Origin of the sequence: Desulfovibrio sp. Fe33 (genome assembly GCF_028532725.1) — a bacterium.
Classification (GTDB): Bacteria; Desulfobacterota; Desulfovibrionia; order Desulfovibrionales; family Desulfovibrionaceae; genus Pseudodesulfovibrio.
In genome coordinates this window covers 1-22,947 of sequence record NZ_JAQKGU010000006.1, presented here as the reverse complement: position 1 = coordinate 22,947, position 22,947 = coordinate 1, and the positions used below count along the sequence as shown (strand labels likewise).

Genomic DNA, 22,947 nt, shown 5'->3' with positions numbered 1-22,947 from the left:
CATACACCATTCAGAACGCATCAAGGCATCCAAGACAATGACCGAATCCAAGGAAAGCACCGTCCGGCTGCTCATCACCTGCCCGGACCAGCCGGGCATCGTAGCCGCTGTTTCCGGTTTTCTGCACAGCAAGAACGCCAATATCATCCACTCGGACCAGCACTCCACCGACCCAGAAGGCGGCCGGTTCTTCATGCGCAACGAGTTCTTCCTGCCCGGCCTGGACATGGACGGCCTGGACAACCTGCGCCGGGAATTCGCCGAGGAAGTAGCCGGCAACTTCGTCATGGGCTGGTCACTGAACCCGGTCTGGACACCCAAGCGGATGGTCATTCTCTGCTCCAAGGTCGACCACGCCCTCATGGAGCTTCTCTGGCGCTGGAAGCGCGGCGAACTGGACGCCGAAATATCCATGGTCATTTCCAACCATCCGACGCTGCAACGCGAGGTGGAGAACTTCGGGGTGCCCTTCCACCACGTGCCGGTGGGCCCTTCCCTCCGCGACAAGGTCACGGCCGAGGACACCATGATCGAGCTGATGAACGGCCAGACGGATCTCATCGTGCTCGCCCGCTACATGCAGATCCTGACCTCCGATTTCGTCAGCCGCTATCCCAACCGGATCATCAACATCCACCACTCGTTCCTGCCCGCCTTCGTGGGCGCTGACCCGTACCGCAGGGCCTATGAACGCGGGGTCAAACTGATTGGCGCCACTGCTCACTACGTCACCGAAAAGCTGGACGAGGGGCCGATCATCGAACAGGACGTCATCCGCGTGACCCACAGCCACACGGTGGACGACCTGAAGAGACTCGGCGGGGACATCGAACGCCAGGTTCTGTCCCGCGCCGTCAAATGGCACCTGGAGGACAGGGTCATCGTGGACGGCAACAAGACCATCGTCTTCCGCCGCTAACCGACGCCCGAAGACTAGAGAAACGCAAATGAGGACCGCCGCCCGTCCAAGGGTCAGGCGGTCTTTTTTACGCCGTATTTTCGCAGGATTTCGGTCAGGCGGGCCGTCAGGTTGGTGGTGGTCCGGGCCACCAGCTCCAGGTTGATGAGGACCATGATATCAACGCGGAACACGGCCCGCTTCCAAAGCTGGGACAGCCCCTCGCGCAGTTCTGGCTCCAGGGAGAGCATGGACATGGCTTCGGTCATCTGCTTCGAGGTCTTGAGCTTGAACAGCAGGGTGTCATCCCTGGTCACATCGTTGCCGAAGAGCTGCTTCTTGCGGATTTTGGACATGCCGGGCAGCGCGTCCACGGCCTGGGCGGGCACCCGCCTGGCCCGGCCGCTGCGGACCTGGATTTTGCCCCCCTCCTCGCGGCCGCATTCCTTGAGAATCTGGATGAAGTGGTTTTCCAGCAGGAAAAACAGAATCTTCTCCAGCACGGGCAAACTGAAATCCTTCTTGAGCGGCAGGATGCCCCGAATCTGATCCGGAATCACGTTTTCAAGCGCCTTGAAGAAATGGTCGCCGGTCACGCCAAAGGCGATGGACGCCCCGACGCCGAGCCCCACAAGCTGGTCCAGCACGAACTTGAACCAGACCTGCTCCCTTTTCCGCTCCTCGGGGTCCCTGGCTCCGGCATCGCCGTCAGGGGTCGCCGAAGCCTCCGCCACCCGCGCCCGGTACTGGTTCTCGAACTCCTCGGCAACGGGGTCGATACAAACGATGCGCGCGGCGTGAAGCAGTTCGCCGGATGAAAGATCGCCGGATTGTGACAGGGGCTTGATCCCCTTGAGCAGCATGGCCTGAATCAGCTTTGCCCGCGCACGGCGAGAGGAATTTTCCCGGGCCTCGATGTAGCTCTTCTGGATACGGGTCTTGGAAATCTCCTGATCCGTGGGATTGAGACGCGAAAGGATATCGTCAAAAAGGAATCGGATGACCAGGAAGCTTCGCTCCTTGGTAATGGCGTACTTTCCGCCGTCCAGAATCTCGCGATGGGCTTCCTTCACGCGGCTGGCGATGAATTCCTCCACGAAGGCGTTCCAGAAAACCTGGTCGATCCGATGCTTCTCGATAAGCGCGCCGTACTGCTCCAGGCTCTGCCGGCCGAAATAGCGCAGGACCAGCTCCTCAAAATTGTCCGTAACCAGGGCCATGGCGTAGACGATGCCCTGGGCGCATTTGACGAGCACGGCCTCGCCGTTGAGCAACGCGGCCTCAAGTTCGCCGCGCCGCGCCGAGTCCCCGGCCTTTACCGCCTTCTCATGATGGGCCAGCAAGACGATGAACCGGCCGATCCGCCCGTGAATGAATTCGTATCCGGGATGGCCCACCCGGCCGCACAGAAGCTCCATGACGCTGCTGCGCTGCGCGTCGAGCATGGGGTATTCGTTGATGGCCGGGGCGTTCTGCTCCAGTATCGCCAACAACATCTCGCGCTCCGTGACCTCGCGCAACGATGAACGTTCCTTCAAGGCGCGCAGCGTCTTCTGGTAGGCGGCAAGGCGTTCTTCCTTATCCGCTCTTTGCGTCCTGATTCCGGGGGATGCTTCCGTCATGACCTCAAAATATCCTCAATGCAGCTTTTCGCGAGCATAACCCTATGCCATCAGCACGGCTTCTGCAAAAGGATTTTCCCCGGCCGGACCGGGACAAAAGCTTCCGCTCCACCCTTGACCTCAACCGCCCGGGGCGGCCATAACACAGCCGTGATAACCTGCACGAAATGCGGAGGCAAAAACTCCGACGACGCCCTGGCCTGCGCCCGATGCGGCAACAAGCTCCAATCCTCCCGACGCTCGTCATCGCGCCCGGACCATTCCGCCGCGCCCCTCGAACCCTTCCGGCACCAGGGCCTCCCCCGGGACCTCATGCGAACCGTCAAACGTATGCTGGAAGCTTGGGCCTACGTCCTGGTCCTCGGCACTGTGGCCGGATTCTCCATCGCCTACAAGGTCTGGTGGCCACTCTACCCGACCGTGGCCATCATAGCCCTCCTCCTCTGGTTTCGAAGAGATTAACTTGCCTTTATCGCCCGGCTCCTGAGCTGTTTTGAACAACCTCGCCAACAAGGCGAACGGGGTTGTTTCCTTGCGGCCTGCCCCAAAAGCATGAATTCGACAATCCGCTCGAACCGGCAGGGCAAGAAACGGGACAACGGGCGTCAGGCGAATCGTCCGACACATGTGCCTTGAAGGGCTTCAAGACCAACTTCCACGACAAAGACGTAAGAAAAGGCAACTTCAAGCCGTGGAGTAAAGCCGTTTCAACCGAATCTCGCCCCGCGCCCCAGGTAAATCGGCCCGATTCTGGAAAGCGAATTTCCAGTTCCAGACTATATTCGACAACAATTTAAATACGATGTAGCGTGTTCCTTCCCCCCGAACGTGGAGTGGAGGCACGGCAACCCCATGTCGACCCACCAACTGCAAGACGTTGTAAAACCAGAACTATTTTCATACCATGGAGTTAAATCGGACAACCGAACGGACCGATTGGCAAACAGGGCAAGATTCCATGCTTCGACAGACAAGAAAATGCCAAATAAATAGGCAAGTAAGAATATCTTTTGTTTAAATTGACAATTCTCTTCAATTGGCAGTAAAAGAGCTGGTATACCAGAACAGGAACTTACAGGATTATCCATGGGGTCACAAAACACACCTCTTCTTGAAGCAACCGATTTACAGAAACGCTTCGGTGGAATCCAAGCGGTCACGGACTATTCCCTGACGCTGACCCCGGGCGAACTGGTCGGACTCATCGGCCCCAACGGGGCGGGAAAAACCACTGTCTTCAACCTCCTTACCGGCGTCCTGCCTCCGACGGACGGCTCCATTGTATTCGACGGCAAGGACATCACCCGATGCAAAGCCACGAACACAGCCCGTTCCGGCATGGCCCGCACCTTCCAGAACATCCGCATCTTTCAGAGCATGACCGTCCTGGACAACATCAAGGTCGGCTTTCACAACGGCGCGGGTTGCGGATTTTGGCAAACACTGCTGCATACTCCCGCCTTCCGGCAATCCGAACGCGAAATCGAGGAGCAGGCCGTAAAACTGGCGGGCATCCTCGGCATTGAGCAACACTTGCGCACCATCGCGTCCACCCTTTCCTACGGCGACCTGCGGCGTCTCGAAATCGCCCGGGCGCTCGCCCTGCGGCCCAAGTTGCTGCTCCTGGACGAACCCGCCGCAGGCATGAACCCGCAGGAGACCCAAGACCTGATGCAGGTAATTCGGCACGTCAACCGGGAATTCGAACTCGCCATCCTGCTCGTGGAACACGACATGCCGTTCGTGATGAACCTGTGCCAACGCCTCCAGGTACTGAACTACGGACAACTGCTCACCGAGGGCACGCCCGAAGAGGTGCAGAACAACCCGGATGTCATCAAGGCGTATCTCGGTTCGGAAACGGGGAGCCGCAAATGACGAAAGACATCATGCTGAACATACAATCCTTGGACGTATACCGGGGCAGCACCCACGTCCTGCACGATATTTCCCTGCAAATCGGCCGAGGCGAGTCCGTGGCCCTCATCGGAGCCAACGGCGCGGGCAAAACGTCCACGCTCAGGACCATTTCCGGGCTGCTCTCCCCGAGAGGCGGCACCATCACCTACCGGCCGTCGCCGGACGCCGACCCTCTCGCGCTCCACAACATGAAGACCGAGGACATCGTGGCGGCAGGTGTTTCCCACTGCCCGGAAGGGCGCGGCGTATTCAGCCAGCTCAGTGTCCTTGAGAACCTGAACATCGGGGCCTTCCTGCGAAACGACAACGAGGGCATCAAGCGGGATCTCGACCAGATTCTGACGCTCTTCCCCATCCTGGCGGAACGGCGAGGCCAGGCGGCCGGTTCCCTGTCCGGCGGCGAGCAGATGATGCTGGCCGTGGGCCGCGCGCTCATGAGCAGACCCAAGCTGCTCATGCTCGACGAGCCGTCATTGGGATTGGCACCCCTGATCGTGGAGCAGATCTTCAAGCTTTTGCAGGAAGTAAACGAAACCGGCGTGACCATCCTGCTGGTCGAGCAAAACGCGGTCATGGCCCTTGAGTTCGCGGACCGGGCCTATGTCATCGAAACCGGCCGCGTAGTCATGGAAGGCCCCAGCAACGAGCTTGCCAACGACGACAACGTCCGCAAGGCCTACCTCGGAGGATAGCCATGGATACCGCATATCTCGCACAACAACTGCTCAACGGTCTCATCCTGGGGTCCATGTACGCTCTGGTCGCCATCGGCTTTTCCATGATCTACGGCATCATCAACCTGATCAACTTCGCGCACGGCGACATCCTCATGATCGGCGCATTCGCCACGCTCGGACTGCTTGCCCATCTCGGGCTGCCCATCTGGGCCGTCATGATCGGCGTCATCGCGGTCGGCGCGTTCTGCGGCATCCTCATCGAACGGATCGCCTTCCGGCCCATGCGCGGCGCACCGCAGGTCACCGGGTTCATCGCCTCGCTCGGCATCTCCATCATCATCCAGAACCTCGGCATCCTGCTTCTTTCGGCCCAGCCCCGGAACTTTTCGTTCCCGCCGTCGTTCCTGCAAAGCGTGTCCGTGAGCGGCTTCTCCATCCGCGTGGTGGACCTGAGCATCATTTTGGTCACCCCCCTGCTCATGGCGGCCCTGCTATATATCGTGCACCGCACCAAGATGGGGGTAGCCATGCGCGCCACGGCGGAGAACCTCGACGTGGCCCGGCTCATGGGCGTGAACATCAACAGGACCATAGCCTTCACCTTTGCCCTCGGCTCCGCCCTGGCGGGTATCGGCGGCCTGATGTGGGGTGGCAAGTTCGGCCAGATCGACCCGCTCATGGGCTTTCTGCCCGGCCTCAAATCCTTCGTGGCCGCGGTCATCGGCGGCGTAGGCTCCATTCCCGGCGCCATCCTCGGCGGATACATCCTCGGCATGGCCGAAGTCTTGTTCGTGGGACTGCTCCCGCCCATTTATTCCTCCTACCGCGACGCCTTCGTGTTCGGGAGCCTGATCGTCATCCTGCTCATCATGCCCAACGGCATCCTGGGTAAAAACGTGGAGGAACGCGCATAATGCAAAGACGTTACCTCGTCATAGGGGGTGCCGCCGCCACGGTCGCGGCCCTTGCGCTCATGCAGTCGTTCTTCAACGACTACCTGCTTTCCTTGGTATGTTTCGTAGGCATCTTCGGCATTCTGGCCACCAGCCTGAACCTGACCAACGGCTTTACCGGCCTTTTCTCACTGGGGCACCCGGCCTTCATGGCCATCGGCGGCTACACATGCGCCCTGCTCACGTTCTCGCCCGTCAAGAAGCCCCTGTTTCTGCCGGAACTTCCGTCCTGGCTGGCAAGCCTGCACCTGCCATTCTTCCCCTCCCTGATCCTCGGCGGACTCGTGGCCATGGCCGCCGCCGTAATCATCGGCATCCCGGTCCTGCGCCTCAAAGGGCATTATCTGGCCGTGGCCACCATGGGCTTCCTTATCATCGTGCAGGTGCTCATCACCAACATGGAAAACATCACGCGAGGCCCCCTGGGCCTCAACGGCCTGGACGAACTGACCAACGTCTGGTGGGTATACGGATGGCTGGCTGTTTCCATCTACGTCTGCTGGAAGGTAAAATTCTCATCATACGGCCGCGCGCTCATCTCGATACGGGATAATGAAATGGCCGCGAGCTGCCTCGGCATTTCCCTGTTCCCTGCGCGATTGCAGGCCCTCGCCATCGGCGCATTCTTCGCCGGAGTGGCCGGCGGCCTGTGGGGACACCTCATCACCGCGCTCACGCCCGGGTCGTTTTCCCTGGCCCTGGCGTTTTCCATCGTCGTCATGGTCGTGGTCGGCGGAAGCGGTTCCATTACCGGCTCCGTCATCACCGCCATCTTGTTCACGATTGCGAAGGAGTTTTTCCGGCCGTTGGAAGAGAACTACTCCGTTTACGGAGTCGGGGAGATCTTCATGGCCCTGGTCCTTGTCGTTATCCTGATCTACAGGCCGCAAGGGCTGATGGGCGATTCAGAGCCGAAATTGCTTCTTCCTCGGAAAACTTTAACAAAATAGGAGAGAACCGATGAAAAAAATGATGCAAATGGTCGCTGCGATCGTCCTTTGCCTCGGCCTGGCCCTCCCGGCCGCAGCCGCCGAACCGATCAAGATCGGCGCGCTGTACAACCTGACCGGCGGCATGAGCTCCATCGACGCCCCGTCCCTGCGCGGCGCACAGCTTCAGGCCAAGCTGATCAACGACGCGGGCGGACTGCTGGGCGGCCGTATGATCGAAATCGTCGGCGTGGACACCAAGACCGACCAGAAGGATTCCGCCATCGGCGCGAAGAAGGTCCTGAGCGAAGGCATTGTCGCCGGTATCGGTTATTCCGATCCCGCGTTCGTCCTGCCCGCCGCCCCCCTGTTCCAGAAAAAGGGCATCCCCTTCGTCACCTCCGGCGCCACCCTGCCGACCCTGCCCATGATGATCGGCGACTGCATGTTCATGACCCCGTTTGGTGACGACGATCAGTCCTTCGCCATCGCGGACTACTCCACCAACGCCCTGAAGCTGAAAAAGATCGCGGTCTGGACCGACAACTCCATGGACTTCACCAAGACCATGTCCCGCTTCTACAAGCAGCGCATCAAGGAAAACGGCGGTGAAATCGTCCTGGAAGACTTCTTCATGATGGGCGACAAGGACTTCTCCGCGCAGATCGCCCGCCTCAAGGCCGCCAATGCCGACGCCGTGTTCATCGCGTCCATCCCGAACGAAGCCGGTCTGACCGTCAAGCAGATCCGCGAGGCCGGTCTCGACCTGCCCATCCTGTCCGGCGACGGTTTCGACACCGAGCTGGTCTCCACGGTTCCCGGCAAGACGCTTGCCAACAACGTGTACTTCTCCACGCACACCTACCGTGAAGACACCCGCCCCGAAGTCCTGGCCTTCGTCAAAGCCTACACCGAGACCTACAATACTCCGCCCGAGAACGCCTTTGCGGCCCTGGGCTTCGACGCCGTCGGCCTGATCGCCAACGCCATCAAGCAGGCCGGCTCCGCCGAACCCGCCGACATCAAGAAGGCCCTGGCCGCCACCGACGGCTACCCCGCGGTCACCGGCAAGATCACCTACTCCCGCCCGTCCGGCGTCCCCGTCAAGGGCGTCGCCATCATCAGCGTCCAGGGCGGCGACTACAAGGTCGAGAACATCTGGTACCCCAAGGCCCAGTAGCTTCTCTCCGAAACCGAACAATTCCCATACCCGTCCGGCAGGCCTGCCGGGCGGGTATGGGCCTTCAACAACACCCATATCCTTTGAATTGAGGAGACCTCTATGAAGACAGTCAGACTTGAAGAGTTGAATCAACACAGCTTCAAGGAAGCCAAGATCGACAAGTTGATCCTGCCTGTCGGCTCATGCGAATCCCACGGCGAGCATCTGCCCTATGGCTGTGATTCCTTCGTCTGCCACCAGATCGGCATCGACCTGGCCGAGCGCCTTGAGAACACCGTGGTCGCTCCGCCGCAGTTCTTCGGCATGAGCCAGCATTACCGCCACAAGCCCATGTGCCTCTCCCTGTCCAGCGACACGGTCATCCGCGTGGTGCGCGAGTTGCTCGATTCCGCCAAATTCTGGGGCATCAACAAGGTGCTCATCGTCAACGGACATGACGGCAACATCGCGCCCATCGAAATCGCGGCCCGCGACTTCAAGGTTGCGAACCCCGATTTCGGCCTGGCCGTGCTGGACGCATGGTGGGTGACTGCGGGCAACCTGCTGCCCAAGGACACCTTCGAGGTGTGGGACGGCCTGGGACACGGAGGCGAAGGCGAAACCTCCATCGGCCTGTCCATCTTCCCCGATCTCTGCGACATGAGCCGCGCCAAGGGTGAAATTCCTGAAATGGACAACAACGTGAAGCTCATCTGGAACTTCGAAGAGTTGACCCAGTTCGGCGCAAGCGGCGATCCCACCAAGGCCACCGCTGCAAAAGGCGACGCCATGCGGTCCGTCCTCGTGGACTACCTGGTCGACTTCGTCAATCGCATGGACGAGCAAAGCTGGAAGTATGTCGTCCCGAGATAAAAAGACCATAGCAGTCTTCCTTACGGGCGGGACCATCAGCATGGACCGCCGCGAGGGCGACGTCGGCGCGCAGCCGAGCGACGATTTCACCCGCCTGCTGGACGGGATGTCACTCGTCCACGACGTCGCCCTCAAACCTGTGCTCTGGTCCAATATTCCAAGCCCGCACATGGACCTCGGTCACATGATGCGGCTGTGCCGGGACGTCGACGCAGCCCTGGCCGACCCCGGCATGGCCGGGGCCGTAATCCTACACGGCACGGATCTGCTCGTGGAGACCGCCTTCGTGCTCGACCAGCTCCTCGTTTCTACCAAACCGGTGGTCCTCACCGGGGCCATGCGCCATCTCGGCGAGCAGGGCTACGACGGCGTGCGCAATCTCCAGAACAGCATTCAGGCCTGCCTGGCCCTACCCGAATCGTGTGAAACCGTCATCCAGATGGCGGACAAGCTCTACACCGCCACCGATGCCGTGAAGGCGGATTCCCTTTCCGTCGAGCCGTTCATCGGCCAGAACCTCGGCAGTGTGGGACGCTTCACCAACGAAGGGGCGAAGTTCGTCCACACCAGCCGCGTGCATCGGCCCCGGTTGGCCGCGAACCCTGCTCCTCCCTCGCTGTTCGTCCCGCTCATCACATGCTATCCCGGCATGGACGGCACCCTGATCCGGGCGGCTGTCGAGAACGGGGCCGCCGGTATGGTCATCGAAGGATTCGGGGCCGGGAACGTCACTCCGGAGTTGGAAAAAGCCATTTCCAACGCTCTGGACAATAATGTTACCGTCGTCCTGACCACCCGTTGCCTGAAAGGCGGGGTATGGCCTTGCTACGGATACCCGGGTGGAGCCGCGAGCCTGATGGCGAAAGGCGTCATTTCGGCCAGATATCTCAGCGGGACCAAGGCGCAGTTGTTGCTGGCCCTGGCCTTGGAAAGCTCCATACCACCCGACGCGGTGGCCGAACTCTACAAGGAACTCTGATATGACCACCGCCCTGCTCTGGTTCCCCAACGATGACGCCAAGATGCGTATTTACACCTCCCTCAGGGACTGGATTCTCTACACCAAGCTCAAACCCGGCCAACGCATCCGCGAGCGGGAGCTTGCCGATGAATTCGGTGTATCCAGAACTCCCATGCGGGAGGTCATGCAACTGCTCTGCCACCAGGGTTTGCTGGTCATCAAGCCCCGGTACGGCGTGTTCGTGGCTCCCATCGAGGACGACAAGGTCCGGCAGGTATACGAAACGCGCGCCCCCCTTGAAACCGCCGTGGCCAGACTCGCCGCAGAGCGCGCCTCGGATGAGGACATCGAGAACCTGCTCCGCCTCTCCGAGAAGCTGGCCCGGCATATAACAGCCGGGGAATACGAACAGGTCGTGATCACCGACAGCCTGTTCCACGATACGCTCGCCAAGGCCGCCGGGAACATGATACTCCGCCAGACCCGGGAATTCCTGCACAACATTTGTCTTCGATACTGGTTCCTTACCCTCGACACCTACAAGCCCGGCCCGGACGAGGCGGAAGAGCACCGTCGGGTCGCGCTCGCCGTCAGCCGCCGCCAGCCGGACAAGGCAGCCTCCATCCAGAGCAGGCACGTTGAACGGTTCATCGAACGCCTCGACGAGAACTGACCCTCCGGTCCTCTGTCACTGAGGACGTTCCACAGCCCCCTTCCCGTCCAGAACGCAAAAAGCCCCCGAGCGGACTCGGGGGCTTGGATAATCTTGTGCGCAGTGGAATTACTGCGCCGCGGGCGGCGAGGTTTCCCGGCCTTGCTGCTGTTGCCCCTGGGCGGGCTGCCCTTCTTCGGGCGGCAGCACTTCGAGAGCCTTGCGCAGGTCTTCCTCAAGCAACTCGGGAATGGGCCGGTCCCAGAACTTGTCGTCGAGTTTATCCTCTTCGGTTTTTTCCGAGCAGCAAACGATGGGTTCGCTGTAATTGCATTCCGAGGAGGAATATTCGACCACGGCGCATTTGCTGGTCTCGTCAAATTCGTACGGGATGGTCCGGGTCAGCTTGAGAAATTCCCGGCCCTGAACACGAATTTTGTCGTTGGAGATGCCGACCAGGAACCGGGCCATCTGTTTGGCGTAAAATACGGAAAAGAGGTAGACGTTGTCCCGCACCTTGGCGACGAAGTTGATCTCCCTGGGGTCCTTGCACAGGATGCGCCCAAGAACCTGTTTGCCGAGGCAGAGGTCCATGTCCATGTAATCCGAAGCACGGGCCGGGCCGGGGACGACGGCCAGGGACAGAGCCAGACTCAGGGCGATGAGAATGCGTCGCATTGTCCTTCCTTGGTTGCCTTATCCGAGATCAAGGAAAAGCTGAAACCCTTCCGGATCGCGGGTTTCGCAGCGCTCCTTGCAGCCGCAGCAGCGGTATTGGCCTTTTTTGACGTACCACTGGGCCTTCCACGAACAATCGCAGTTGAAATACTCGTACACCGAGGCGTCCACTGCGCCCCGGTACCGGGTGTATCCTTCCTGTATGAGCTTTTGCTTGCAGTTCATGGTCATGCGGCGGGCCGTTCGTCAGGCCTTGAGCCAGGAAAAGATGTACACCGGCCGTCAACAATTTGCAAAAGGCATTCCATGGGAAAAAACAACCCCTTATGCGTCAGGCGTTTTTTTGGGGAATAAGCAGGGAAACGAAAAAGCCGATGGCGGCCACCGCGATAATGGACGCGCCCGAGGTGAGGTCCAGGGCGTAGGAAAAAAGAAGCCCCGAGACGGAGAAAACGGCGGACAGGATGGTCGACACCAGCATCATCACCTTGAGGGAGCGGGTGCGCCGTTCGGCGATGAAAGGCGGTATGGTCAGGAGCGCGATGACCAGGATCAGGCCGACCACGCGAATAATCATCACCACGCACAGGCCTACCATGACGATGAGCAGGATATAGAGGAAATCCACCGGCACGCCGCGCGAACGGGCGAATTCCTCGTCGAAGCTCATGACCGTGAAGCCCCGGTAAAAGACGAGGACCATGGCGATGACTACGGCGGCCATGACGGCCATGAGCCAGAGATCGGCGCGCGGCACGGCCAGGATGGAGCCGAACAGGTAGCTCATGAGGTCCACGTTGTAACCGGGGGTGAAATCCAGAAGAATAATGCCGAGCGCCATGCCTGCGGCCCAGATGACGCCGATGACCGTATCCACGCGCTCCCTGGCGTGCAGGGTGACGAGGGCCATTATCAGGGCCATGCACACGGTGAAGGCAGCGGTCACGGGCAGGACGGGCAGTCCCAAAAGAAAGGCCAATCCCACTCCGCCGTAAGAGGCGTGGGCGATGCCGCCGGAGATGAAGACGATACGATTGACGACGACCAGGGTGCCGATGACGCCGCAGATAAGGCTCGCGAGAAGCCCTGCGGCCAGGGCGTTCTGCATGAAATCGAAGCTCAGGACGTCCATTACGCCTCCCCGTCCCCGGCAGAGCCTTTGGGCTCGTCGTTCCCATCGTGAGGCGCGAGCACCCGATGCGGCACATGGCCGTGGGTGACCAATTCAACCGGGCAACAATGGTCTCCGGACCCGCCGTAGGCCATGGTGAACATGTCGTCGGTAATTTCCGGGGCCTTGTGGAAATGAAGCGAACGATTGACGCAGGCCACGGACTTGACGCCCGAGGACAGGGAAGAAATATCGTGGCTGACCATAATCACGGTCATGTCCTTGTTCAGTTCGGTAAGCAGGGCGAACAGGGCCGTCCGGCTGACGGAGTCCACGCTGGCCGTGGGTTCGTCGAGCAGGAGCAGCTCCGGGGAGTCCACCAGGGCGCGGGCGATGAACACGCGCTGTTTCTGGCCGCCGGACAACCGGGCCAGACCGCGTCCCTCGAAGGCGAGCATGTCCACCTTTTCCAGAGCGCGGCGCGCCTTTTCGTGATCCGTCTTGGAGTGGCGGCCGGACATTCCCTTGAAGCCGGGCCGGACCGTGCCCATGCAGACCGCTTCAAGCACGGTGATGGGAAAGGCACCCGCCACCACGGTATGCTGGGGCAGGTAGCCGATGCGTCCGCCCGCCTCGCCCGGAGGCAGTCCGAGCACGCGGATGGTGCCGCTGTCGGGCTTGATGAGCCCGAGAATGAGCTTGAGCAGCGTGGATTTGCCGCCGCCGTTGGGGCCGAGCACGGCCAGATAGTCGCCGCGCTCAATGCGCAGATCGACATCCTGCAGCACCGGCAAACCGCCGGGCGCATAATTCAGACCCTGTATGTCTACAACGGGCTCAGACACTCGAAACTCCAAATGAAACACGTTGGATGGACATCCATACAGACCTAGTCAGCGTAGCACAAGCCTTGATATCACGCCAGCCAGGCCCAGACCCAGGCTGCCGCTGGCATGGCGAGAGCCGCCAGGTAGAGCCTGAAGTCCGTGTCTTTGCCCGGCAGGCCGAACCGGGTCGCCAGAAGTCCCGTGGCCGCGCCCAGTCCGAGCCCCGCCGAAAAACCGAAAAGATGCGCGCCCAGATCGATATTGCCCTCTCCGTCCCCGACCCCCAGCATGGCCAACAGGCCGAGTCCCGCGCCGAATGGGATGAGCGCCGTGCGCGTAAACCGCAGGAAACGGCGGAACGATGAGCCTTCGCCGAGACCATGCAGCCCACTGCCCACGCCGAACGGCCTGATTCCGGCGAGCACTCCGGCCGCCCCGAAGGTGGCCGTGGAAAAGCCAATGGCGTCGTGATGCACGCCGAGGACGAGTGAATTGAAAAGGTTGCCGAGCACCCCGGACAGGATGGTCAGCATCCACGCCGCGCCGGAGCCGAGCCGACGCGCGGCCAGCCAGATGAACACCCCGCCGATGACCGCGTTCCCGGCCACGTGCGGGCCGTCCGCGTGCAGAGTCAGGGCCGTGCACAGCCTCCACCACTGGCCGGACAGAATGGCCCCGGCGTCCGCGCTGCCAAGACGCACCCACAAATCGGAGTAAAGTCCCAGGGCAGGATAGGTGCGGGAATAGACCCAGTAGAAGAGGACGAGCAGGCCCAGCCCGAACAGGGTCGGCTCAAGCCCGCCCACGGGCCGCAGGTCCGCCAGCTCCACCCGGGCCATCTCGGGCCGGTTCTCCTCAAAATACTGGCTGATTTCCCCTACTCCCCGGTCGGCATACCACTCCTGGACCATGACCGCATATCCCCCGCCCTGCTCGGCGGGCAGACGGCGCAACCTGTGGGGGACGTGGCGCGAGGCCAGAACCAGCGCCCAGAGCTGGGCCTCCTTGTGCGACAGGGGGGCGGCGTCCTCTCCGCGAACCAGAGGGACGAGATCGGTCCAGGCATGATGCAGGACGCGGCGAAAAAATCCGGGGCGGCCGGTTGAAAAGTTCATGCCGCAATGTATTAGGAAATCCGGCCGCGCGCAAACCGCTTTCACCCTTGCGGAGCGTCGCGCTCCAACCTACACTTGTCCGGTCCCCATAACTTCCAGCCCGACGAGTCCCGCCATGCGCACCTTCTTCGCCGCCCTGACCCTGCTCTCCATCCTTCTTTCCGGTCCGGCCCGCGCCGCCGACCTGGATGTCATGATCGGCCAGATGCTCATGGCCGGTTTCCGGGGCTTCACCGTGAACGAGGACAGCGCCGTCATCCGGGACATCCGCGACCGAGGCCTGGGCGGAGTGATCCTCTTCGACCGCGACGTGCTGCTCGGCAGCGGCCGGCGCAACATCCGCTCGAAGGAACAGGTGGCAAAGCTCATCCGCGACCTCCAGTCCCATGCCGAAATCCCGCTGTTCGTGGCCGTGGACCAGGAAGGTGGCAACGTGCAGCGGCTCAAGCGGGGATACGGGTTCCTCGAAACCCCGTCCGCAGCGGACATCTGCGCGGCCGGAGAATTCAACGTGCGCACCGCCGGATACATGGTCGGCTCCACCCTCGCCTCTGTCGGGTTCAACCTGGACTTCGCCCCGGTGGTGGATGTGAACGTCAATCCCGACAGTCCGGCCATAGGCGGGCTAGGACGCAGCTTTTCCGGCGATCCACGGCAAGCGGCCTTTTGCGCCCGGGTGTTCATGGAAGAGCTGCACAGGGCGGGCGTGCTCTCCTGCCTCAAGCACTTTCCCGGGCACGGCTCCGCCGGGTCCGACTCCCACGCGGGGTTGACCGACGTGACCGGGACATGGTCCGAGGCCGAACTCATCCCCTACAGGGAGCTGATCGGAAGCGGCAAGACGGACATGATAATGACCGCCCACATATTCAACGCGAAACTCGACCCGGACTATCCGGCCACTCTCTCGAAAAAGGTCGTCACCGGCCTGCTGCGGGAAAAACTCGGCTTTGACGGCGTGGTCATCACCGACGATATGGACATGGGTGCCATTGCCGACGAATACGGCAGGAAGGAAGCCATACGACGGGCCATTGAAGCCGGGGCGGACATCCTCCTCTTCGGCAACAACCTCTCGTACGACCGGCGCATCGCGGAAAAGGCCCACGCCATCATCCATGAGCTGGTGGACGGCGGAATCATTCCCCTGTCGCGCATCGAAACGTCCTACAACCGCATCATGCGCCTGAAACAATCCCTGAAACAATAGCCGCCGACCGTCCGTAAGGACGACCGGCGGCCTGCGATAGGCGGATTTCGGACAGGGCTACCAGAACAGCCCGGACGAGCCGGAAGAGAAAAGCATCTCGCCCTGGCTCTCGGTCAGCAAAACCAGTTCGCTTCCATCCTCTTCGACCCGCAGATGGCGCACCACGGCCAGAAACGTCAGGAAGGTATACTCCTGCTCGTCCAGGCCCGGACCGCAGGACTTGCGGGTGGAGGCCATAGGGCTGAATTCAATCTGGTCGCCCGTCAGGGAATACGTGCCGTTGAAAGCGTTGCAGCCGCCGAATCCCTCGACCGTCCCGTCGGCGTTGAACTTCAGGGTCCGCGCGGGGTCGTCGTCATAGCTGCGGGCCACGATCTTGCGCAAGGTCCAGGTCTTGCCCACCAGGGCCTGACGGATGGCGTCCTCGCTCATTGTCGGGGCGTCGTTGTGGGTTCCGCAAGCGCCCAACGCCGCCAGGACGGCGACAAGCAGCGCGGCGAACCCGATTCTTTTCCACATGGTCAGCATCGTTCGTCTCCTTGATCGGTGTCTATCCTTATTGAGTAGCAAGGCCTCCGTCCCGATGCAAGGAAACGTGAACCCCCGGCACGGAAATCCGGGCCGGGGGCGTGCAGGTCAATCGCCGCGCGGCAGCCTATTTTATGTCCGGACAGGCCTTGAGCGCCTCCTCGATGTCGCGCTGGGGCAACTCGAAGTTGGTCAGAAGCCCCTGGTTGAAGGCGTCGTAGGAAGCCAGGTCGAGCATCCCGTGGCCGGAGTACAAAAAGACGATGACGTCATCCGGCCCGGCGGTCTTTGCCGCCTCGATGGCCCCCTTGATGGCGTGGGACGTCTCCGGCGCGGGCAGGAATCCCTCGGTCTGCATGAACAGCTTCGCCGCCTCGAAGCACTCGGTCTGGAAGTAGGCAACGGGTTCGCACAGCCCCTCGTTGACGATGTTGCAGACGATGGGCGCGTCGCCGTGGTAGCGCAGGCCGCCAGCGTGAATGGGCGCGGGCATGAAGTCATGCCCCAGCGTATGCATCTTGACCAGCGGAGTGAGCCGCGCCATATCGCCGAAGTCGTAGCGGTACTCGCCCCGGGTCAGGGTCGGGCACGCCTTGGGCTCCACCGGGATGAACCGGACCGGGTCGCCCGCCAGCTTCTGCGGCAGGAACGGCAGGACCAGCCCGCCGAAATTGGAGCCGCCGCCCACGCAGCCGACCAAGTGGGTGGCCTTCTCGCCGACCATCTCCAACTGCTTCTGCACTTCAAGGCCGGTGATGGTCTGGTGAATGAGCACATGGTTGAGCACGGAGCCCAACGCGTATTTGGTGTCGTCATGGGTGGCCGCATCCTCGACCGCCTCGGAAATGGCCAGGCCCAGCGAGCCCTTGCAGTCCGGGTCCCTGGCCAGCATCTCGCGGCCGGTCCGGGTCTGCTCCGAAGGGGAGGCGTAAATGGTCCCGCCGTAGGTGTTGATTATCATCTTGCGGTACGGCTTCTGCTCATAGGAAACCTTGACCATGTAGACCACGCACTCCATGCCGTACTGGGCGCAAGCAAAGGACAGGGCCGTGCCCCACTGCCCCGCGCCGGTCTCGGTGGCCAGCCGCTTCACGCCCTCGATCTTGTTGTAGTACGCCTGGGGAACCGAGGTGTTCGGCTTGTGGGAACCCGCCGGAGACACGGATTCATCTTTGTAGAATATCTTGCACTTGGCGCCGATGGCCTTTTCCAGACGGTCGGCGCGGACCAGGGGGGAGGGACGCCATATCCTGTAGACGTCCAGGACCTCTTCGGGGATGTCGATGAACCGTTCCGTGCTCATTTCCTGGGCGATGAGGGATTCCGGGAATATCGGGGCGAGCATGTCCGGGGTGAGCGGTTCCATGGTCTGCGGGTTGAGGGGCGGAGCCATGGGCGTGGGCAAATCCGGCATGGGATTGTACCACTGGGTAGGCATCTGGTCCTGGGACAAAAAGATCTTCTTCACTGACATGGTGTTCCTCCGAACAGTTGGGCATGTGGACCGGTGCGGTTCGGAGCTTTCCCGGCTCCCATCCGGTCCATGCGGGTTGACGTAAAAAAAACCACTGGCGTTACATCCAGCGGCTTTTCCGATGTCCAACTGCGCACGGAAGCACCCGCCACCAGGACCGGCGGCGGAATGGCTTCGGCGCGCGTCTAGGAATCGGGCCGCTTGACGTTGCGCCACCCGCGTCCACAAAAGAAATTGTATGAGATGGGTGTTTGCATAATAGGAAGGATTACCCCCGAACTCCCCGCGAAGTCAAGAAATCCTACTCGCCCAGCCCGACCGCCAGCTCGGGCAGGATATCTCCGGCCGGACCATGCAGCGCGAAATCCATAAGCCCCGTGTTCGGAGTCGGCTCCCGGTTGATCTCCACAGTCACGGCTCCGTGCTCCTTGGCCAGTTGGCAGAAGGACGCTGCGGGCTGCACCAGACCCGATGTGCCCACGGAAAGAAAAACGTCCGCCTTGCCGATTTCCGCGACGGCCAGCCTGAGCACGCCGGGCGTGAGCGGTTCCCCGAACCAGACCACGCCGGGACGAAGCAGGTGGCCGCAGACCGGACATTCCGGCATATCCGGCAATTCGGAGAAATCCTCCCGCGCATGGGTGCAGACAGTGCACCTGACCTGCCACAGCGAGCCGTGCATCTCCAGCACCCTGAGGCTGCCCGCCCGGGTATGCAGTCCGTCCACGTTCTGGGTAATCAGAAGAAAATTCGGAATCTGACGATCCATGGCCGCCAGGGCCATATGCGCCGGGTTGGGTTCGCAACCTCCCACCAGCCTGCGCCGCCAATTGTAAAACTCCCAGACCCGTTCCGGGTGCGCGGCGAAAGCGTCCGGCCTGGCGAGGTCCTCGACGCGATGGTGCCTCCACAGCCCGTCGCGGCCGCGAAAGGTGGGAACCCCGCTCTCGGCGGACACGCCCGCCCCGGTGAGGACGACCACCCGCCTTTCGCCCCCCAGCATCGCCTTGACCATTTCCAATTCACCCAGCACGATATCTCCAAACAGTTATTACATTCTCAAATCGGCCACAGCAACGCGGCCCGGCGGCTTTTCCGGCCGCCCGCCCGCTTGCAATCCGGCCGAATAAACGTCATAGTCCGCTTCTTCATCTCGAAACAATCCCGAAATCCCGACACAGCGCCGAGGAGGACCCATTGGCTACCAGAACTGTCTATTACATTGAAGGCGACGGCATCGGCTCCGAAGTCTGGGCCGCCGGACGCCCCGTCCTGAACAAGGCCGTTGAGATGGCCTACGGCGGGGCCAACAAACTCGACTGGCAGGAATTGCTTGCCGGCGAAAAGGGCTTTGCCGAGACCGGCGAATACCTGCCCCAGGCCACCATGGAAGCCCTGTCCAAGGCCGACCTGGCCATGAAAGGCCCCCTGAACACGCCTGTCGGCAAGGGGTACCGCAGCCTCAACGTGACCATGCGCCAGACCTTCGACCTCTATGCCTGCATCCGGCCCATCAAGTATTTCGAGGGGATAGAGTCCCCCGTCAAGCGTCCCGAACTGGTGGACATGGTCGTTTTCCGCGAGAACACCGAAGACGTCTACGCCGGTATTGAATATCAGTCCGGCACTCCGGAAGCCAGAAAATTGATCGACTATCTCGTGGACGAGCTCGGCGCGAAGATCGATCCCACCGCCAGCGTCGGCATCAAGCCCATCACTCCGGCGGGTTCCAAGCGCCTGGTCAAAAAGGCCATCGACTTCGCCATCGCCGAAAACCGGCCGTCCGTCACCCTGATCCACAAGGGCAACATCATGAAGACCACCGAAGGCGGGTTCCGCGCCTGGGGGTACGAGTTGGCCGACGAGGAGTACAAGGGCAGGGTCGTACGCGAGGGCGAAGACGGCGAGGGCGTAATCATCAAGGACCGCATCGCCGACGCCATGTTCCAGAACGTGCTCATGTACCCCGAGCAATACTCGGTCCTCGCCACCACCAACCTCAACGGCGATTACATCTCCGACGCCCTGGCCGCGCAGGTGGGCGGACTGGGCCTGGCTCCCGGCGTGAACATGGGCGACAAGCTCGCCTTCTTCGAGCCGACCCACGGCACCGCACCGACCATCGCGGGCAAGGACATGGCCAACCCCGGCTCCCTGATTCTGTCCGGAGCCATGCTTCTGGAGCACATCGGCTGGCATGAGGCCGCCGCTCTGATCCACGCCTCGGTGGAAAAGACCCTGGCCGCCAAGAAGGTCACCGTGGACCTGGCCTCACAAATCCAAGGCTCCACACGGGTCGGCTGCAAGGAATTCGGCGAACTCCTGCTGGCCAACCTGTAAGAATCCGACAAACCGACAGCAAACGGCGGGCCGCGAACAGATTTCGCGGCCCGCCGTTCCCTTTTCATCCGGCTGTTTCCCGCGCCCGCCTTGACCGGCATTGCCCGCTCGGCTACCTTCTCACATGGCGGGAACCGTTTCCCGGCCGGGCCGTCCGGCTCGCCGCCGGTCCCAACGTTCGCCATCGATCGCCCGTTCCCTCGCCGGGACGCCCGACCCTTCAAATTCCCGGGCCTGCCAGGCCCCCCTGCTCCGCAACATCCTGATGAAAGGAGTCAATTCATGCCTCAACATACCGCTGCCAACGCCCAGCCCGGGCAGGATACCGGCCTCAACGGCGCGGACAGCCTTGTCGCCACCCTGGTCGAAAGCGGAGTGGAAGTCTGTTTCGCCAACCCCGGCACCTCGGAGATGCACTTCGTTTCCGCCCTGGACCGCATTCCCGGCATACGCCCGGTGCTCTGTCTGTTCGAGGGTGTGGCCACCGGCGCGGCCGACGGCTATGCCCGCATGACCGGCAAGCCCGCCTGTACCCTGCTCCACCTCGGCCCCGGATTCGCCAACGGCATGGCCAACCTGCACAACGCGCGCAAGGGCCAATCTCCGGTCATCAACATCGTCGGCGACCACGCGACCTACCACGAACGGTACAACGCGCCCCTGACATCCAACGTCACAGCTTTCGCCGAGGCCATCTCCCATTGGGTCGCCCGTCCGCGAAGCGCACGCGCCGTGGCCGCAGACGCCGCACGCGCCGTGCGCGCCGCGCGCATCGCGCCGGGACAGGTGGCCACCCTGATCCTGCCTGCGGACACGGCCTGGCTTCCGGCGGAACGCCCCGCGCCCGCCCTGGCGGTCCCGGCTCCCGCTTCCGTTTCCCAAACCGCCATCGACGCCGCCGCAAAGGCCCTCGCAAGCGGCAAAACCGCCATTCTCCTGCGCGGGGCGGTTCTCCACGGCGAAGGCCTGGATGCTGCGGGCCGCATCTGCGCCAAGACCGGGTCCACGCTCTTCTGCGACACATTCACCCCGCGTATGCGTTCCGGCGCAGGCTCGCCCGTTGTGGAACGGCTGCCCTATCGGGGCAAAGGGGTTCTGGCCCGTCTGAACGATTTCGACCGCATCCTGCTCGTCGGGGCGCAGCCGCCGGTATCCTTCTTCGCCTATCCAGGCCAGGAGGGCTGGCTGACACCGCCGCATTGCGACATCCTGACCCTTTCCCAGCCGGATGAGGACGGAAACGGCGCGCTCCTCGCATTGGCCGAGGCCATCGACGCTCCATCCCATGCGCCCACGGTCCAGCTCGATCCTCCCGCCCTGCCCGGAGACGGTCCGCTCACCGCCGAAGCCGCCCTGCGCATCGTCGCAGCCCTGCTGCCGGAAAACGCCATCGTGGCCGACGAGGGCATCACTTCCACTCTGCCCTATGCGAACTTGCTCTCACAGGCCGCGCCGCACGACTATCTGGCCCTGACCGGCGGCTCCATCGGCGGCATCCTGCCCCTTTCCACCGGGGCCGCCGTGGCCGCACCCGACCGCAAGGTCGTCTGCCTGGAAGGCGACGGCAGCGCCATGTACACCCTACAGGCCCTCTGGACCCAGGCCAGGGAAAACCTGGACGTGGTCACCGTCCTGTACGCCAACCGTTCCTACGCGGTCCTCAATCAGGAACTCAAACTGGTCCGCGCCGCCTCCAAGGGCGACAAGGCCCTGTCGCTCCTGGACCTGCAAGATCCGTCCCTGGACTGGGTCAAACTCGCAGAAGGCATGGGCGTCCCGGCCGTTCGCACGGAAACGACCCAAGCCTTTGCCGACGCCCTGCGCGCGGCCCTCAAGGCGACCGGCCCCAGGCTTATCGAGGCCGTCATCTGATTCCACTGTCCGGGCAGGTCGACCAACGATCCGGCCTGCCCGACTCCCGAAGGGCGACAGCCTCGCCGCGCCCTCCCGCCGCGCTTTCTATCGTTTCTGTCATGGTTTTCCGTTTTAGACCTTGCGAAAACCTTGGCTCTCTACTAAGTGAAAGCCATGCCTGAAAAAGATAAACGCATTCTCATCCTTGGCGTCGGAAACATCCTCTTCACCGACGAGGGATTCGGCGTCCGGGTGGCTGAGGATCTCGAGCAGAAATACGAGTTTTCCGACAACGTCACCGTGCTCGACGGCGGCACCCTGGGCCTCAAGCTCATGGGGCCGATCATGGAGTCGGACTACCTCATCATTGTGGACATCGTCCTCAACGACGGCACGCCGGGCGAAATTTTCCGTCTCCTGGGCGAAGACCTGAACAAGGCGTGCGCCTTCAAGAATTCCATGCACCAGACGGACTTGCTCGACACGCTTGCCCAGTGTAGCATCATTGGCAGCGTGCCGGATAACGTCATCCTTTTCGGCATAGAGCCGGTCAACTTCAAGGACATGTCCGCCGCCCTGTCCCCGGAACTGGAAATTCGGCTCCCGCAAATGGAGGCTCTGGTTCTTGAGGAAGTGAAGGCTGCCGGCGGCTCCTATACCCTTCGGACGGACAAAAACCCCGCAACGGAGAAGATTTATGTGCCTCGCGATTCCTGCAGAAATTCTTGAAATAAATGACGGCGTCGCCACCTGCAAAGTGGGTGAAGGCGACACCACGGTCCAGGCGTCCATCATGCTCCTCGACGAAGAAGCCGCCATCGGCGACTATATCATCATCCACGCCGGATTCGCCCTTCGCAAGCTCGACCCCAAGGAGGCCCAGGAGACACTCAAAATTCTCCGCGACATGGTCGACCTCCTCGGCGGCGAGAATTATCAGCACGAGATGCTTTAGCCTTCTCGCCCGACAAACAAACACGGCCCGTAGCGCACTGCGTTCGGGCCGTGTTTTTGTTTTGCCTCCGGCGGCCGGGGGAAAGGGAAGAGGGGAACCCTTTGTAAAGGGTACAGTCCGGGTACATAGGTAACACATTAGTCCGGGAACATGGGTAACACTTTGGGCATGGAAGCCTGGAGGTGCACATGCCCTGGAAAGAGGTGAA

24 protein-coding genes are annotated in these 22,947 nt (G+C 61.8%); 15 read left to right on the top strand and 9 right to left on the bottom strand.

Features of this window, described 5'->3' with window-relative positions; all coding sequences use genetic code 11:
* Nucleotides 1–37: 37 nt before the first annotated feature.
* Nucleotides 38–919: a formyltetrahydrofolate deformylase gene (gene purU, locus PSN43_RS09400; protein ID WP_272700462.1), complete on the top strand. Its 882-nt coding sequence runs from the start codon at nucleotides 38–40 to the stop codon at nucleotides 917–919.
* 53 nt (nucleotides 920–972) lie between these two features.
* Here purU and PSN43_RS09395 read toward each other — a convergent pair whose 3' ends face one another.
* A complete protein-coding gene (locus tag PSN43_RS09395; RefSeq protein WP_272700461.1) occupies nucleotides 973–2,520 on the bottom strand; it encodes a hypothetical protein in 1,548 nt (515 codons plus the stop codon).
* Between the two features lie 150 nt (nucleotides 2,521–2,670).
* On the opposite strand from PSN43_RS09395, the gene PSN43_RS09390 reads away from it, so the two are divergent.
* The 9 genes from PSN43_RS09390 to PSN43_RS09350 all read left to right on the top strand — a co-directional run bounded on the left by PSN43_RS09390 (nucleotide 2,671) and on the right by PSN43_RS09350 (nucleotide 10,668).
* Nucleotides 2,671–2,982, top strand: a complete 312-nt coding sequence (locus tag PSN43_RS09390) for a zinc ribbon domain-containing protein (protein WP_272700460.1) — start codon at nucleotides 2,671–2,673, stop codon at nucleotides 2,980–2,982.
* 624 nt (nucleotides 2,983–3,606) lie between these two features.
* Entirely contained in the window at nucleotides 3,607–4,398 is a 792-nt protein-coding gene (locus PSN43_RS09385) for an ABC transporter ATP-binding protein (protein ID WP_272700459.1), read from the top strand.
* Nucleotides 4,399–4,409: 11 nt separating this feature from the next.
* Nucleotides 4,410–5,132: an ABC transporter ATP-binding protein gene (locus PSN43_RS09380; protein ID WP_272700608.1), complete on the top strand. Its 723-nt coding sequence runs from the start codon at nucleotides 4,410–4,412 to the stop codon at nucleotides 5,130–5,132.
* Nucleotides 5,133–5,134: 2 nt separating this feature from the next.
* On the top strand, nucleotides 5,135–6,031 hold the full coding sequence (locus tag PSN43_RS09375) for a branched-chain amino acid ABC transporter permease (RefSeq protein WP_272700458.1): 897 nt from the start codon (nucleotides 5,135–5,137) through the stop codon (nucleotides 6,029–6,031).
* Nucleotides 6,031–7,020, top strand: coding sequence for a branched-chain amino acid ABC transporter permease (locus tag PSN43_RS09370; RefSeq protein WP_272700457.1), 990 nt, complete (start codon nucleotides 6,031–6,033; stop codon nucleotides 7,018–7,020). Before PSN43_RS09375 ends, PSN43_RS09370 begins: the two co-directional genes overlap by 1 nt.
* Nucleotides 7,021–7,030: 10 nt before the next feature.
* On the top strand, nucleotides 7,031–8,179 hold the full coding sequence (locus tag PSN43_RS09365; protein WP_272700456.1) for an ABC transporter substrate-binding protein: 1,149 nt from the start codon (nucleotides 7,031–7,033) through the stop codon (nucleotides 8,177–8,179).
* Nucleotides 8,180–8,281: 102 nt separating this feature from the next.
* On the top strand, nucleotides 8,282–9,034 hold the full coding sequence (locus tag PSN43_RS09360) for a creatininase family protein (RefSeq protein ID WP_272700455.1): 753 nt from the start codon (nucleotides 8,282–8,284) through the stop codon (nucleotides 9,032–9,034).
* On the top strand, nucleotides 9,018–10,013 hold the full coding sequence (locus PSN43_RS09355; RefSeq protein WP_272700454.1) for an asparaginase: 996 nt from the start codon (nucleotides 9,018–9,020) through the stop codon (nucleotides 10,011–10,013). Before PSN43_RS09360 ends, PSN43_RS09355 begins: the two co-directional genes overlap by 17 nt.
* Nucleotide 10,014: 1 nt before the next feature.
* Nucleotides 10,015–10,668, top strand: a complete 654-nt coding sequence (locus PSN43_RS09350) for a GntR family transcriptional regulator (RefSeq protein WP_272700453.1) — start codon at nucleotides 10,015–10,017, stop codon at nucleotides 10,666–10,668.
* A 108-nt stretch (nucleotides 10,669–10,776) separates the two neighbouring features.
* Here PSN43_RS09350 and PSN43_RS09345 read toward each other — a convergent pair whose 3' ends face one another.
* The 5 genes from PSN43_RS09345 to PSN43_RS09325 all read right to left on the bottom strand — a co-directional run bounded on the left by PSN43_RS09345 (nucleotide 10,777) and on the right by PSN43_RS09325 (nucleotide 14,378).
* Entirely contained in the window at nucleotides 10,777–11,325 is a 549-nt protein-coding gene (locus PSN43_RS09345) for a hypothetical protein (RefSeq protein ID WP_272700452.1), read from the bottom strand.
* 18 nt (nucleotides 11,326–11,343) lie between these two features.
* Complete coding sequence (locus PSN43_RS09340; protein ID WP_272700451.1) at nucleotides 11,344–11,556, bottom strand: DNA-binding protein; 213 nt, start codon at nucleotides 11,554–11,556, stop codon at nucleotides 11,344–11,346.
* Nucleotides 11,557–11,656: 100 nt separating this feature from the next.
* Nucleotides 11,657–12,457: a metal ABC transporter permease gene (locus PSN43_RS09335; protein WP_272700450.1), complete on the bottom strand. Its 801-nt coding sequence runs from the start codon at nucleotides 12,455–12,457 to the stop codon at nucleotides 11,657–11,659.
* Nucleotides 12,457–13,281 carry a metal ABC transporter ATP-binding protein gene (locus PSN43_RS09330; RefSeq protein ID WP_272700449.1) on the bottom strand — a complete coding sequence of 275 codons (825 nt, stop codon included), beginning with the start codon at nucleotides 13,279–13,281 and terminating at the stop codon, nucleotides 12,457–12,459. The genes PSN43_RS09335 and PSN43_RS09330 overlap by 1 nt, the downstream gene beginning before the upstream one ends.
* A 71-nt stretch (nucleotides 13,282–13,352) precedes the next feature.
* Nucleotides 13,353–14,378, bottom strand: a complete 1,026-nt coding sequence (locus PSN43_RS09325) for a rhomboid family intramembrane serine protease (protein ID WP_272700448.1) — start codon at nucleotides 14,376–14,378, stop codon at nucleotides 13,353–13,355.
* A gap of 115 nt (nucleotides 14,379–14,493) precedes the next feature.
* Here PSN43_RS09325 and PSN43_RS09320 point away from each other — a divergent pair, with 115 nt between their 5' ends.
* Complete coding sequence (locus tag PSN43_RS09320) at nucleotides 14,494–15,588, top strand: glycoside hydrolase family 3 N-terminal domain-containing protein (RefSeq protein WP_272700447.1); 1,095 nt, start codon at nucleotides 14,494–14,496, stop codon at nucleotides 15,586–15,588.
* Between the two features lie 57 nt (nucleotides 15,589–15,645).
* Here PSN43_RS09320 and PSN43_RS09315 read toward each other — a convergent pair whose 3' ends face one another.
* The 3 genes from PSN43_RS09315 to PSN43_RS09305 all read right to left on the bottom strand — a co-directional run bounded on the left by PSN43_RS09315 (nucleotide 15,646) and on the right by PSN43_RS09305 (nucleotide 18,623).
* Nucleotides 15,646–16,116: an META domain-containing protein gene (locus tag PSN43_RS09315; RefSeq protein ID WP_272700446.1), complete on the bottom strand. Its 471-nt coding sequence runs from the start codon at nucleotides 16,114–16,116 to the stop codon at nucleotides 15,646–15,648.
* Between the two features lie 127 nt (nucleotides 16,117–16,243).
* Complete coding sequence (locus PSN43_RS09310) at nucleotides 16,244–17,590, bottom strand: TrpB-like pyridoxal phosphate-dependent enzyme (protein ID WP_272700445.1); 1,347 nt, start codon at nucleotides 17,588–17,590, stop codon at nucleotides 16,244–16,246.
* Nucleotides 17,591–17,891: 301 nt separating this feature from the next.
* Entirely contained in the window at nucleotides 17,892–18,623 is a 732-nt protein-coding gene (locus PSN43_RS09305; RefSeq protein ID WP_272700444.1) for an SIR2 family NAD-dependent protein deacylase, read from the bottom strand.
* A 164-nt stretch (nucleotides 18,624–18,787) separates the two neighbouring features.
* Between PSN43_RS09305 and icd the strand changes: the two genes are divergently transcribed.
* From icd to PSN43_RS09285, 4 genes are all read left to right on the top strand, one after another.
* Entirely contained in the window at nucleotides 18,788–19,930 is a 1,143-nt protein-coding gene (icd, locus tag PSN43_RS09300) for an NADP-dependent isocitrate dehydrogenase (protein WP_272700443.1), read from the top strand.
* A 282-nt stretch (nucleotides 19,931–20,212) separates the two neighbouring features.
* Entirely contained in the window at nucleotides 20,213–21,802 is a 1,590-nt protein-coding gene (locus PSN43_RS09295) for an acetolactate synthase large subunit (protein ID WP_272700442.1), read from the top strand.
* 156 nt (nucleotides 21,803–21,958) lie between these two features.
* Nucleotides 21,959–22,513: a HyaD/HybD family hydrogenase maturation endopeptidase gene (locus tag PSN43_RS09290; protein ID WP_272700441.1), complete on the top strand. Its 555-nt coding sequence runs from the start codon at nucleotides 21,959–21,961 to the stop codon at nucleotides 22,511–22,513.
* Entirely contained in the window at nucleotides 22,482–22,739 is a 258-nt protein-coding gene (locus PSN43_RS09285; protein WP_272700440.1) for a HypC/HybG/HupF family hydrogenase formation chaperone, read from the top strand. The genes PSN43_RS09290 and PSN43_RS09285 overlap by 32 nt, the downstream gene beginning before the upstream one ends.
* Nucleotides 22,740–22,947: the final 208 nt, after the last annotated feature.